The organism is Streptomyces sp. NPDC102258 (assembly GCF_055584685.1).
This window is the reverse complement of sequence record NZ_JBVJLO010000016.1, coordinates 119,697-132,802: the sequence shown is the minus strand read 5'-3', so window position 1 is coordinate 132,802 and position 13,106 is coordinate 119,697. Positions and strand designations below refer to the sequence as shown.

Below are 13,106 nucleotides of genomic sequence, written 5' to 3'. Positions count from 1 at the left end.
CAGGCGCCGGTGTGCAGCAGGCGCAGCATCAGGTTGAGCGTGGAGAAGTCGGTGAAAGTCACCTCCCTGACGTCCAGGATGTCCGGCGGGCGTCCGGGTCGGCGACGGCCATCACGGTGGCCTCGGCGAGGGAGGCACAGGGTGTCCTGGGCGAACTCGCCGACGTACCGGAACCAGGAGAGGCCGGCCATCCGGGCATCACCCGGTTCCGATACCCGTCGGTCTGTGCGGGACCGGGTCGGCCGCCGATCGTTGGAGGTGAGCAGTTTCCCCTGCTGCGTCACGACGACCGGCCCGGCTGACTCCCCCGTACCCCCGGCACGCCCCTTCATCCGAATTGTTCCCACCACTGAACACCACCGACAGGGAAGCACGGGCAGCTCCGGCGTCCGCGGCCGGGTACGGGAATGGGCGTTGTCCACCCCCCACGTGTGGGGGGGTGGACCAACGCCCATTCCTGCCGTCTGGTGCCGGTGGTGCTACCAGCGGTACCAGCGGCCACTGCCGCCCTTGGGACGGGCGACGAAACCGATCAGCCACAAGACCAGCACCGCGATGGCGACCCACCAGAGGATCTTCACCGCGAAACCGGCACCGAAAAGAATCAGAGCGAGCAGAAGAACAAGAAGCAGGGGAACCATAGTTATCAACCTCCGAAGCACCGCATGCCCCACCCACGCCTGCGCATGCGCCTGACATTTACGGGTTTCTTATCCCGCGCAGGCGGGCAGACGCATACGCCCCGGTCATGAGCTACCCGCACGGCCCCGGAGAGACAACCCGGCACGACCCCGCCCAGCCGATCCCGGTTACGGGCCGCGAGCCCCTCAGCCGGCCCGGCCGTATGTCGGCATTGATTCCCCATCCCGCGGCGTGCCGGTCTGCGGACGGGCGCCACTCGAAAGAGCTGCCCTCAGCTTGTTCTTCATGGTCTGACCTCGAACGATGCCCCGAACGGGATCGCTCGTCCGGGAGTTCGCCGGACGAGGGAACGGCCTTCGTATGATCATGTGCTCCGACCAAAGATGCACCTGAACTCGACGAAGGCCGTGGGGGAATGCGTCTGCTGCACCACGATGTCCGACGGGAGGCGTTCGCTGAAGCGTCACACTCCCGGGAGGACTTCTTCGCGTGTCTGACCGCGCGGCGTGACGAAATTTGTTCGAGCTTGCGGACGCGCTGCTGTGCGGGGACGGGCCAGTGACCGCGCGCCGGTGGAACTGATGCTGCTGGCCGAGCACCGCCGTGGGCACGGCGCGCTGTACGAGGCTCTCAACCACGGCCGCATCGAGATGGGCGTGCGGCAACGGACGCTGGCCGCGCTGCCCCAGCCGAGGGCAGCCGATGACCGGCTCGTCTTGGCCGTGGACGTGACCAACTGGCTGCGGCCAGATGCCGAGTGCAGTGCGGACAGGCTGTTCTGCCACACTTTCGGCCGCGGCCGGGACCAGCACCTGCTGATCCCGGGCTGGCCGTACTCGTTCGTGGCCGCTCTCGAATCGGGCCGCACCTCCTGGTGCCAGCTGCTGGACGCCGTGCGGCTCGGCCCCGAGGACGACGTCGCCGAGCCCACCGCCAGGCAGGTCCGCCAGGTGGACGAGGACCTTGTGGCCGGCAGGCGGTGGCGCGAGGGCGATCCGGACATCCTGGTCGTCTTCGATGCCGGCTACGACGCCCCGCGCATGGCCCACCTTCTCGACGGACTGCCCGTCGAGGTCTTGGGACGCATGCGCTCGGCCGGGTCATGCGGCGGCCGACGCCCTCGCTCAAGGAGTACGCCGAGGCCTATCCCCGGGGTGGGCGGTACCCGAAGCACGGCAAGGAGTTCCGCTTCGCCAAACCCGAGACCTGGGGCAAGCCCAACACGGCGACCGTCCAGGTCACCGACCGCTACGGCACCGCACAAGCGATGGCCTGGGACCGCCTCCGCCCTCGCCTCACCACTCGCTCCGCGTGGATCGACCATGACGGCGAACTACCGATCATCGAAGGAACGCTGATCCGTCTACAGGTCGACCGCCTGCCCGGCGGCGGAGACCCGCTGCCAATATGGCTGTGGTCCTCCGCCACCGGCATGACCTGGTCATGGCAGCGATCACCACCCACGGCGGGCCGGGGCACAGCCGCAGTCACGCGGGCGCACACCGGGGTCGGTGAACGGCCATCGGGCGCCGGGTCGAAGGGATCACGGGCCTGTACGCCATCCCGTACGACACCGAGACCGAGGTCGGCGTCACGAAGGACTTCCCGCTGGGGCGATGGGCGCACCAGCAGAGAAGGCGCCGCGGGCCGGGGGGCTGGATCGGTTGAGATGCCCTGGTCGGCGGCACGGCGCATTCGCCGCAGCGGTTCCGGATCGCAGCCGGCCCCGCTATTCCGCAGCCGGGTCGTAGTGGGAGTGCGGGCCGTTCCGCGGCTCGTGGAGGTTCTCCTGCTGCGAGGCGCTCAGCTTGGCCGTGCCCGGGCCGAGGAGGAACGGCTTCCCGTGGTCGGACAGGGTGAACTCGGCACGCCCGCCCGTCGGCAGGGTGACGGTCACCTCCACCGTGAATCCGAACGTGGCCTGTTCGGGGCCGACGACGGCGGAGATCCCGAATGCACCCGGGCCACCGGCCGCCGATGCCCTGGAAAAAGTGAACAACTCGTCCACGGCGAGCGGCATTGACTTGCCGACGCCCCGCTCAGGAGTCCAGTCCGGGTCGTACTTCAGCGAGCCGCTGGGGAACGGACCGAGCGCGTGCAGCGTGTCGGGGTACACGCTCCGGTCGATGTCCGGCCTGTCGTACGCCTTGTGCGCGTCCACGCCGGCTGGCGCGCACGAGTAGCGGTAGCGTTGCCCGGCGTCCCCCCGGACCGATTCGAGCCGCACCCGCGCGTCCAGCACGGCCCCCTCCGTGTCGGCTGGGCCGCTGATCTCGAGTTTGAGCTGGTGGCTCCCCGCCGGGACGCCTCCGCCCCGCAGCACGGACGCGTACATGCGGCGGCAGCCCACGCCGCCCAGGGCCGCTTCGCCGCCGACCGCGGACGCCGGGTCCTGGGGCTTGTCAGACTCCGCTTCCCAGCTCTCGGGCTCCGGCAGCAGCCCGACGGCCACGGAGACTCCGGACCGGGTCGGCCGCGGGTCGCCGAAAGCCCGGGACAGCGGGCGCGGGGCTTCGAGCGCCTCGTCGGCGGGGGTGGCGAGGGGGGTCGTCGTCGGCGGTGCGAGGGTGAAGGGGCGGCCGCCGTCGTCCACCCGTACGGTGACCCGCTTGCCGCCCTCCTCCACGTCCAGTTCGAGCCACCAGGCGCACGTGCAGGAAGCCGTGGTGACGGCGACCATCCCAGTGGCCGAACCACCGGCCCGGACGATGAGCGCGGCGCTCTGCCGGGTGGCTCCGGCGTCCAGTGAGAGCCGGACCGGACGCACCGGCTTGCCATCGCCCGTGTTCAGGACGCTCTGCCGTTCGTCTCCGTCGTTGGAGGCACAGCCGACATCGTCCCCGCGCGGGATGGTCAGCCGCGGCCCCTTGACCACCCGGATCCCGCGCACCACAGCGGCGTGGGAGGGCGACGCGCCGACGGCATAGGCGACCGTAGCCTGCCCGCGGGGCACAGCGCGAGATTCGGCGGCCCACCGGAAGAGCGGGGCGCAGCCCAGGGCGTCACGCATCAACCCGGCCGGCGGCTGCTGGCCCGGGTTGGGCAGGGTCGCGGCCCAGGGGCCCCCTCTCTCCCCGAGCAGGGTCGTGCCGGTCGCGTGAACACCGAAGGCCGGCGGTACGGGGTACCGCACGTGCAGCACCATGACGGTGAGGGCCGAGCTCAGCGCGAGGATGAGGACGGCGGTGGTCACGGTGGCCGCGGAGCGGGCCCCCGTCACCCGACGGTCCCGGGGGCCCCGGCGGGAGCAGCCACCCACCCACGGGCCGCGGCGTCGCAGCGGAACCCGGTGAACGAACCCCAGGTTCCCTGAGCGAGGACAAACGGACGTCCATCCTGGTCCACGATGAGGTGTTGCGGCCCGGCGCTTGCCTGCTGCGTGTAGGTGACGTCGAGCACGAACTCGTAGGTGAGGGCCGGTCCCGCCACGTCGTCCGCCCTGACCTCGATGTCGAAGTAGGCCGGATCGCCCTGGGCCGCCACCTGGACCGTGCTACCCGGGTACTGCCTGGTCGGGCCATCTTCGGTGTCCCGCTCGACGGCCGGCCGTTCGGGGTGGGACAGGTCGAGGAGCACCCGGCTGATCTCGGCGCCTCCCTGGGGTCCTCCGCATTGGTAGAGCGGCCCCTCGGGGGCGGGGTGCTTGCCCTCGATCCGGGCGCGGACGGAGGTAATGGTGGCGGGAGTCCGGGTGAAGTTCGCGAGAACCATCCGGACCCGCATCATGCCCGCGTTGACACCGCCGTCGGTGACCATCTCGGCGAGCGAGCCCTCGGGGTCGTTGTGGGACAGGGGGCTCTTTTCATACGTCGAACCCGGCGCGGAGCGCACCAAATGGTGGTCGCTCAGCAGGTCCCACCAGATCTCGGAGCTGGCGCGCTGATCTTGGGTGCACCGGGCGGTGGTTCGCTCACCGACCAGATGTCGAGGTACGCGGACACGACCGCGGCGACGACGGCACTGAGCACCACCCCGGCGGCGGCCAGCAGCACCGTACCCAGCCGACTCCGGAACAGGGTAGCGATCGACCCCCGCTCCGGGGCGGGCAAGGTCTCCGGTCCCGCCCCGATTCGGGCTCCGATTCGGGCTCCGATTCGGGCTCCACCGACTCCGCGTCCCCGGCCGGCGCTACCTCATCGGTGGCTGGCTCCGGCTCGGATTCCGGCTCGGGCTCCGAGTCGGCCTGCGGCTCGGCGGGATCGGACCGCGTACTGCGGCCGCCGGAGACAGTCGTCGACGTGCGACCCGTGCAGCCTCATGCAGGGCTCATCACTGCAGGACATCGTGGGCCGACCCGACTCGCCGGTCAGCCAGCCGGACCGGCCAGGACGGTCCGGCTCACGCTGCGCACGCATGGACTGGGCGCAGTCCCGAACCTCCCGTCACTAGTCCTCACGAGAGAACTCGCGGAGCGGTATGGCGCGCCCGCTTCCAGCTCGCCCTGGTCGGTGGCTGGTTGTGAATCCCGTCAGCGTCTTTGGGCCATCGATGATGGTCACGGAAAACGACACCCATCCTGACAGCGCCACGGCCACCGACGACACGCAATCATGCCGTATGACCAGGAGCTCGGCCGCGCCCGTTCCTCCGGCATCCCGAGCCGCCGGTAGGTCCGCGTAGCGCGACCAGGGAATCACCCGCTGCCTGCTGTACCGCCCAGGAGCCGGACGGGCTTCTCGGCGTCCTCGAATTGTGCCGCCCGTGCTTCGAGATCGTGGGGATGTGTTTCAAGGCGATTGCCCGGCGCCAGTGGGCTTCGAAGTCCGGCAGGGGGTGCGGGGCGTGTGCCCCCGAGCGAGCCGCCCCGCGCCTCGGATGCACCCTTGTCGCTTGTTGCGTGGTGTCGAGGGCGGGGCGGCCGTATCGCGTGGTCAGTCATGTGCCGAGGTACTGGTCACCCCGAGGCGCCCCGGCTCGGCACCATCGTGGTGAGAGCTCTTCCAGCCAGTGGGATGATCAGGACGGAACACAGGGCGACGAGGAGAAAGGCCCAGCGCAGCGAGGTCACCTGCGCCAGACCTCCGATGGCCGGCGGCCCTACGAGGAAACCGAAGTACCCGATGGTCGACACCGCAGCGATCGCTGTATCGGGCGCTGTGTCCTTGCCACCGGTGGCCCCGGCGGCGCTCACGACTTGTGGGTAGACCACGGACAGGCCCAGTCCCATAAGCCCGAAACCCACGACCGTGGTGAGCGGGTGGACGATGAGCACGACCGAGGTGATTCCGATTGTGCCGATGCATCCGCCGTAAATCACCAGGCGACGTGGGCCCAGAGCCGCGGCAAGGCGATCGCCGGCGAGCCGGCCTGTTGCCATCGCCCCGGCGAAGGCGGCGTATCCCATGCCCGCGAGCGCGGCCGCGGACAGGTCGCTCTTGAGGTAGACCGCGCTCCAGTCGCTGACCGCCCCCTCCCCGAACAGGACACAGAAGGCGACTACTCCCCCCATCAGAGCGGCTTTGGTGGGCCGGACGAGCACAGGGGCGGCATTCTCCCGGTCGGGAGGTGAGGACAGGAGCCGGCTGCCCGCAACGAACGTCAGGCAGAGCAGGAGGGCCGCGGTGGTCAAGAGGTGCGCCCGGGGGCCGATGCCGGCCGATGCCACGGCCCCACCACCCAGAGAACCGACGAGACCTCCGATGCTGAACACGCCGTGGAAGGACGACATGACGGGCCGCTCCAGGGTGCGTTCGACGAGGGAGCCCTGTACGTTCATGGCCACTCCGAGCGCCCCGTTTCCCACGCCCACAACGATCAGGGCGACGGCCAGCGTCCACCAGCTGGTCGCGTAAGGCGGCAGGGCAATGGACACGGCGAGGACCGCGCCGGAGACCCGCAGGACCCAGGCGCCGTCCATCCGCGTTCCCAGCCAGCCCGCGAGCGGCATACCGACCAGAGATCCGACGGTGACCGCCAGCAGCGCCGCACCCAAGGAGCCCTTGCTGATGCCCAGCTCGTGCTGGACATCGGGAATCCGTACCACCCAGGAACCGAAACCGAGCCCCAACACGAAGAAGAACGCGCTCACCGCCACCCGGGCCAGGCCCGGCGGCGGTTCCTCGCGGACCGGAGTGCCCGTCTCATGCGACGTGGTCGGCCGTGGCATGGGTACCCTCCCTGGTCTGGCTCGGCGGGAACGCGATGGATGTCTTGAGGGACGCCGCAGTCCCGTATTGCTCGAACACGGCACGGACACCCTCTTCGTCATGGAAGCCGACTGTCCCGGTGACCAGAGGTTTCACATCGACGACACCGCCTTGGAGGTAACCCAGGGCCGTTCGCAGCACGTGCGCCGTGCGCCGCATGGGAAACATCCGGACGTCGAACGGCGCGGCCTGGACCTTGAGACCCTTGGCCAGGATGAGCCAGGTCTTCAGGGTCTGTGGGCGCGCGGTGGCTCCGTAGACGACATAGTCGCCGGCGGGACGCAGCAGCCTCATCGCCATCTCACGCACGTCGTACCCGTGAGCGTCGAGTTCCACATGCGGCAGGGCATCGAAGACGTAGTCCGCGAAGTGATCCTGGTGCCGGGCGACGAACGCCTCCAGGGCGTCGGCCTGGCGGGCCGGGTTGAACGTTTCGGTGGCCCCGAGCCGCAGAGCGGCCTCCAGTCGGTCCTGGTTGTGGTCGACGGCCACGACGTGGCCCGCCCCCATACAACGCGTCAGGATCTGTAAGGCGAGCAGGGCACTGGGGCCGCAGCCCAGCAGGACCACGGTGTCGCCGGGACGCGGCGGATTGATCAGCAGCGACCGCAGGACGGACGTCAACGGCTCCGCCAAGGTGGCCAGCGCACCGGGTACATCGGGTGGCACGACCGCCACAGCTGCCTGGGCGGCATCGTAGAAGTTGCGTTCGGTGTGCCAGGTACTCTCGCGCTCGGGCCCGTCAGACGGGAACAGCGGCCGCAAAGCCCTGAACTCGGCCAGTCCGCCGAAGTCCGTCTGGCCCCAGTACGTCAGCCGCTCCCCTACGGTGACGGACCCACGTAATCGCGCTCCGACCTCGACGACCTGCCCGACGTACTCGTGTCCCGGCACCACCGGCCAGGACTCCGGTATCAGATGCCCCCGGTAATAGGAGATATCGGTAGAGCAGACCGAGACCGCTTCCGTCCGCAAGACCACCTCATCGGACTCGCAGGCCGGATCGGCTAATCGCTCCCGGGTGATGACGCCCGGAGCGGACATCACATATGCGAACATGCCACGCCTCCCCGTAATGAACTCTTGCGTGCCGAAGCCATGTACCCGCCGCTCGACCTCTCATGTGCGGTTCGAAGCAGTACAAAACGGAATCGGCACAAAGCGTCCGTAGTCCTTGCCGTTGTAGTGACGGTCGTCGTCGACGAGCACACATATGGTCATCCGACGTCCACGAGCTCGCCGGCGGCAGGCGCCTGGACACACATTCGGCAAGGGCAACCGTTCGCGGCGCAGCCGCCGAAATGGCTGATGGAACACGGGTCGGGACCCGGCCGGTCCGCCGCCTGGTCCACACCGGGCAGTGCTGGGACACACCCGTGCTCGCTGCAAGCCCGACACCGCCGACACCGCCCGCCGGGAAGCGCACCCTGGGCGTATGCCGGGTGAACAGCCGCGGGTGCCCCTTATCCGCCCGACGAACAGCTCGCCCTCGGCGGCGTCCTCGAATTCGTGCGGTGGGCCCGGCTTGGACCCTGACGACGTTCGACTGGACGATGCGCTGCTGAGCGAGTAGCGCGGTGACGAGCCAGCCGTTGGGGCCCCGGACACCGACGGAGCGTGAACGCAGCAGCGCGGGCCGCCACCCCGCGAGGGCGCCGGCCCGCACTCCGAGCTGGGGAAAGTCCGGCTGCGCGTCTAACCGAGCTAGTCACGCCACCTGAGCACACCTCGTGGTCGCAGTGCAGACCGGCCAAGTACGGCGGCCGCACCACACGGGCGGCCGGTTTCCGGGCGCAGTGAGGTGGGAGCGACCGCCCTGGCCGGGATGACGCACACAGTCGGCGCGTTTCCGCCCGTCAGGCGTTCCGGTACGCCACCGCCTGCGCGGCGGCGCGGAGTTCGGACCGCCACTGAGCGGGCGGGTCCGCCGTGGTGAGAGCGGCGTGGGCGAGGGCGACGAGGTGGGTGATGCGTGCCTCGATGTCGGCGTGGACGGCGCTGCCGGAGAGACGATCGCGCAGCAGGGTGGTCTCGCGGCGTTCGACCAGGGCGAGGATGTCGGGGTCCGACCTCATGGCGTTCGCGATCAGCCGGGTCATCGACGCCATGGCCATCGTCCGGCCCTGGCCGAGGCCATCGGGGTCGTGCTCCTCCAAACCGGTGCGATCGCCGTACACCTGACCGGCGAGGACCGCCGCGTCGTACTGGGCCTCCACACCGGCCTCCCGGCTCACGCCCGAGCAGCTGGAGAACGGCGGCTTCGAGACCCTGGAGAAGGGCGTGGTCACCACGAAGGGTTCGGGTGAGACGTACAAGGTCAACGACGCCTCCCGCGTGGTCTGCGGCGGCGTCAAGACCGCCAACTACCCACGTGTACATCGTGGACACCGTCCTGATGCCCACGTAGCCGCCGTCTATTTCGGGACTGTGCCGTGCTCCCGCAGTGGCCCGACGGACCATGCGCGCTGCTCGCAGGCGTCGAGTATGCGTGGCAGGGCGCCCAGGGTGTTGCGCCAGGAGCCAGGTGCGGAGGTGCAATCGGAGTCGTGAAGCAGGATGGTCCCGCCGCCCTCCAGGTCGTTGGTGACGGTGCGGTAGATGCTCTGCGGGGTGGCGCGTGCTCGCCAGTCCTCGCCCCAGCAGGTCCACAGCACCGGTGTGAGGTTCAGCCTGCGGGCCGCCACATGAGCGGCGGTGGTCATCACGCCGTACGGCGGGCGGAACAGGTGTGGCCGTTTCCCGGTGATCGCGGCGACGCTGTCGCGGGCCCGGGCGAGGTCGTCGTAGGTGGCACGTGGTCCACGCATCACGAGCGGACGGTGAAGCCAGCCGTGTACGGCGATCTCGTGTCCGGCGGCCCGCATCTCGCGGACCAGCCCCGGCTCGCGGACCGCGGCGGCGCCGAGCAGGAAGAACGTCGCCGTGACACCCCGTGCGGCCAGCAGACGCAGGAAGTACGGGGTGGAGACGGGGTCGGGGCCGTCATCGAAAGTGAGGGCGACGTGGTCGGTGCGTCCTCGCCCGGCGAGCCGGGGCATCGTGCGGTTGCGCAGGGGGCCGAGGGTGGAAATGGCCGGTGCCGCCTGGCACAGCGCCAAGGCGGGAAGAACGGCGAGCACGGCACCTCGGGTCAGCCGGAGGCCGGTCACCGGAAGTCCTCCCGCACGGCCGGGACGACGGCTGGTTGAGCGGTCCTCCGGGCGTCCGGGTCGATGTGGTGCTCCAGGCTTCGAAGCAGCGCGGGGGCGTCATGGCCGGTGGCCACCGCCGTGCCGACCGCGCCGGTCCAGAGGGCGGTGGCGGCGGTGAACATCGCCGCGAGCCGGACGGCGGGGCGCCGGGCCGGTGCACCCGGCGTGCCGCGGGAATCCGGTATCGGCCGCGGAGCGGAGACAGCCGGACGCCCCGTGGGAAGGGCGGCGATCGCCGCGGCCGGCCCGAGCGCGGGATCGGCCGGGACCAAGGAGAGGGCCGCGTTCCGCTGCCGGAGCGCCGGCCCGGCGTCCATCAGGTCGTCGAGGGCGGCGGGCAAACCCGCCGCGTCGCGGATCCAGGGTGCGACGCCGGCCTCGTCCAAGGCCGCGGCGTTGGCTGTGCCGTGGCCCGGTATGCACCGGTAACTGACTACGGGAAGGCCGCTGGCGAAGGCCTCCAGCGAGGTCAGCCCGCCGGCGTTCTGCACCATCACGTCACAGGCCCACATCAGGTTCGGCATGTCATCCGTCCACCCGTGAACGTGCTCGATCCCGTCAGCGGCGAGTTGTCGTGCCAGGGCTTGGTTGCGGCCGCACACCACGACGGGGACCGCGCCGCCGCGGGCCCTGATCTCGGCCGCGACCCGACGCACCGGCCCCACTCCCCAGGAGCCCGCTACCAGCAGCGCGTACCGGATGCCCGGCAGGAGACCGAACCGCTCGCGCGCCGCCGTCCGTTCGCCGGCACGCGGCGGACGGAAGCGCGGATCGGTGACCGGCCCGCAGACCCGGACCCGCGCCGCGCCCAGGGCGCGCGCCTGCCCGGCCGGCACCTCGTGCACGGCCAGGTGCAGGTCGATACCGCGTGCCACCCAGAGCGGGTGTACGGAGAAGTCCGTCATGTAGGTCACGGCCGGGACCTTGAGCCGGCCGGCGAGCCGCAGCCGGCCGAGCACGTGACTGGCTCCCGGGTACGTGGAGACGACGGCCGCGGTGTCGGCCGGCAGCGCCCGCAGTACGCGGCCCTGCGCGGTGCGCAGCAGAGCCCGCGCGGCCGGGCCGGCTCCCCCGGCGTGCTCCGTGCCGGTGTACAACCGCTGGTAGGCCCACGGGGCATGCTCCAGCAGACGGTGGTAGAGGCCGCTGGCGGCTCGTCCTGCCCGGGCGGGAAACAGGTCGAGCAGGTCCCACCGGTCGACCGTGTGACCGTCGGCCTGGAGGCGACGGGTGAGTTCGGCGGCGGCTCCGTCGTGTCCGGCGCCTATCGAGGCGGAGACGATGCTGATACGCAACCGGTCGGTTCCGGGGCCTTGGTGGACGAACGTGGGCCTCGCCGCGCGCCGGTCCGTCGGCTGACCGAGATGTGGCACGGGGTTCTCCTCCTCGTGAAGTTCCCGGGCCGTTGTCCCGGGATGTCGTGACCGGTACGGCGTGCGCGTCACCGGCGGCGGCGCGGGCACCGGACCGCGGTCATCCGGCACCGGCCTCGTCCGGGTGCCCTTCACCGCCAGGGGCGCCGGGTGCCGGCCGCGAGGGTGCGCGATGCCCCCGTCGCCGTACCCGGTGGCAGACGCGGTCGAGTACGGCGACAGGGGCCGGGCGTCAGGACAGCGGCCGGGTCGCGCGGCGGTCGGCGGCGGTCTGCCACATGACCACGGCGACGATGATCATCGCGAGGGCCAGGCTGACGGGACCGGTGCCCAGCCCGAGCCCGCCGCGCTCGGCGCCGACGCCGGCCCAGTCCGCGAAGGAGGCGCCGAGCGGCCGAGTGAGGACGTACGCCCACCAGAACCCGAGCACGGGCGGGAGGGCGAGCAGCCTGTGGGCGAGTGCCGGCAGGGCGATCAGGACGGCGAACAGCAGCCCGGAGGTCAGATATCCCCAGCCCAGGGTCGCCGCGGTGAGGTCGCCGACGGCTGTTCCGAGGGCGAAGGTGGCCATGACCACGGTCCAGTAGAAGACCTCGCGGCGTCCGCCGGCCACCGTCTCCACGGCGAGGGTGCCCTCGGTCCGCCTCCAGACCAGGAAGACCAGGGCGAGGGCCAGGGCGAACACCCCGGCGGACACGGCGTAGGGCACGCCGAGGGCGACGTGCGCGATGTCGGCGGCCATGGTCCCGAAGACGCTGACCATGACCACGGCGGACCAGTAGACGGCCGGCACGCAGCGGCGCGCGCGGGCCTGCGCGGCCAGGGCGGCGACCAGCAGCAGACCGGCCGCGGCGACCGCGGGGACGGGGCCGAGGGTTCGGGCGAGGTAATCGGAGGTGGTCTCGCCCATCCCGGTGGTGAGGATCTTGATGATCCAGAACCCCGCGGACACCTCGGGGACCTTGCTCGCCGCGGAGCGAACGGCCTGGGCCCGGGCGCGGTGGTGCGCCCGAGGGGTTGTCGTGGCGCCCAAGTCGGCGGCACTCCTTTCTGCGTGGCGCGGCCGGGGCCGCGCCACTCGGTCGGTCCGGTTCAGCCGCCCAGGACGGTGTTGCCGGTGAGCGTGCTGCTGGTGCCGTCCACGATCACCGCGTGCCGTACGCCGTCGGGCCCGAGGACGACGATCCGCCAGGCGCGGCCACCGCCCTGCTCGGTGACCGGTGCCAGCGACTCGACCTTGCCGTCGGTGACCGCCGCGGCGGCCTTGTTCACCGCGTCCGTCGCGGACAGCGAGGGCATCGGAGCCGGGGCCCCGGCGGCCGAGGGGTCACGGAGGCCGTCGTCGGTGCGCGGGCCGCGCTCACCGTCTCCGCGCCGGCCGTTGTGCCCGTGGCGGTTCTCGGATTCCTTACGCGACTCGTCGCCGCGCTCGTGGTCTCCGGCAGACGCCACCTTGTCCTCGCCGCGGCCCTCTTCCTCGTGATGGTGGATGGCCGCCGCGGCCGCACCGCCGCCGATCACCACCACGGCGGCGGCACCGGCCGCGACCCATCGCGCTCTGCGGCCACGCGGCCGGAGCCGGCCCACCGTCTTCTTCGCCTTCGCCCCGGGGCCGCCCTCTCCCGCCTGCTCCAGCGGCTCGCCGGCGTTCACGGGCTCGCCCATGGATTCACGCACTGTGACCACCCTTCTCTCATGGCACGGCCTGGGCCCTGTGCCCGGACGTCGGAGCACAGCATGGTCGGGGCACGCTG

Annotated in this window: 10 protein-coding genes and 2 pseudogenes; 2 read left to right on the top strand and 10 right to left on the bottom strand. The window is 71.1% G+C overall.

From position 1 onward, the window contains the following. Positions 1-479: 479 nt before the first annotated feature. Entirely contained in the window at positions 480-641 is a 162-nt protein-coding gene (locus tag ACZ6ZT_RS25140; protein WP_037792689.1) for a hypothetical protein, read from the bottom strand. Between the two features lie 422 nt (positions 642-1,063). On the opposite strand from ACZ6ZT_RS25140, the pseudogene ACZ6ZT_RS25135 reads away from it, so the two are divergent. Continuing rightward, positions 1,064-2,077, top strand: a pseudogene (locus ACZ6ZT_RS25135) (transposase); the annotation flags it as partial. 294 nt (positions 2,078-2,371) lie between these two features. On the opposite strand, the gene ACZ6ZT_RS25130 reads toward ACZ6ZT_RS25135, so the two are convergent. From ACZ6ZT_RS25130 to ACZ6ZT_RS25110, 5 genes are all read right to left on the bottom strand, one after another. Further along, on the bottom strand, positions 2,372-3,862 hold the full coding sequence (locus ACZ6ZT_RS25130) for a hypothetical protein (protein ID WP_469722154.1): 1,491 nt from the start codon (positions 3,860-3,862) through the stop codon (positions 2,372-2,374). Next, the gene (locus tag ACZ6ZT_RS25125; RefSeq protein WP_469722153.1) at positions 3,859-4,473 is read right to left on the bottom strand and encodes a hypothetical protein; all 615 of its coding nucleotides are present in this window, start codon (positions 4,471-4,473) and stop codon (positions 3,859-3,861) included. The genes ACZ6ZT_RS25130 and ACZ6ZT_RS25125 overlap by 4 nt, the downstream gene beginning before the upstream one ends. Before the next feature lie 1,063 nt (positions 4,474-5,536). After that, positions 5,537-6,748 carry an MFS transporter gene (locus tag ACZ6ZT_RS25120; protein WP_469722152.1) on the bottom strand — a complete coding sequence of 404 codons (1,212 nt, stop codon included), beginning with the start codon at positions 6,746-6,748 and terminating at the stop codon, positions 5,537-5,539. Further along, positions 6,723-7,847, bottom strand: a complete 1,125-nt coding sequence (locus ACZ6ZT_RS25115) for a zinc-dependent alcohol dehydrogenase (RefSeq protein WP_469722151.1) — start codon at positions 7,845-7,847, stop codon at positions 6,723-6,725. The genes ACZ6ZT_RS25120 and ACZ6ZT_RS25115 overlap by 26 nt, the downstream gene beginning before the upstream one ends. Positions 7,848-8,644: 797 nt before the next feature. Further along, positions 8,645-9,076: a hypothetical protein gene (locus tag ACZ6ZT_RS25110; RefSeq protein WP_469722150.1), complete on the bottom strand. Its 432-nt coding sequence runs from the start codon at positions 9,074-9,076 to the stop codon at positions 8,645-8,647. Between ACZ6ZT_RS25110 and ACZ6ZT_RS25105 the strand changes: the two are divergent. Continuing rightward, positions 9,015-9,195: pseudogene (locus tag ACZ6ZT_RS25105) on the top strand (fasciclin domain-containing protein); the annotation flags it as partial. The gene ACZ6ZT_RS25110 and the pseudogene ACZ6ZT_RS25105 sit on opposite strands and share 62 nt — an antisense overlap. Before the next feature lie 7 nt (positions 9,196-9,202). Here ACZ6ZT_RS25105 and ACZ6ZT_RS25100 read toward each other — a convergent pair. The 4 genes from ACZ6ZT_RS25100 to ACZ6ZT_RS25085 all read right to left on the bottom strand — a co-directional run bounded on the left by ACZ6ZT_RS25100 (position 9,203) and on the right by ACZ6ZT_RS25085 (position 13,017). Beyond that, the gene (locus ACZ6ZT_RS25100) at positions 9,203-9,937 is read right to left on the bottom strand and encodes a polysaccharide deacetylase family protein (protein WP_469722149.1); all 735 of its coding nucleotides are present in this window, start codon (positions 9,935-9,937) and stop codon (positions 9,203-9,205) included. Then, positions 9,934-11,274, bottom strand: a complete 1,341-nt coding sequence (locus ACZ6ZT_RS25095) for a glycosyltransferase (protein ID WP_469722147.1) — start codon at positions 11,272-11,274, stop codon at positions 9,934-9,936. The genes ACZ6ZT_RS25100 and ACZ6ZT_RS25095 overlap by 4 nt, the downstream gene beginning before the upstream one ends. Positions 11,275-11,584: 310 nt before the next feature. Further along, positions 11,585-12,385, bottom strand: coding sequence for a COG4705 family protein (locus tag ACZ6ZT_RS25090; RefSeq protein WP_469722146.1), 801 nt, complete (start codon positions 12,383-12,385; stop codon positions 11,585-11,587). Between the two features lie 59 nt (positions 12,386-12,444). Next, positions 12,445-13,017 carry a hypothetical protein gene (locus tag ACZ6ZT_RS25085; RefSeq protein WP_469722145.1) on the bottom strand — a complete coding sequence of 191 codons (573 nt, stop codon included), beginning with the start codon at positions 13,015-13,017 and terminating at the stop codon, positions 12,445-12,447. Positions 13,018-13,106 lie beyond the last annotated feature (89 nt).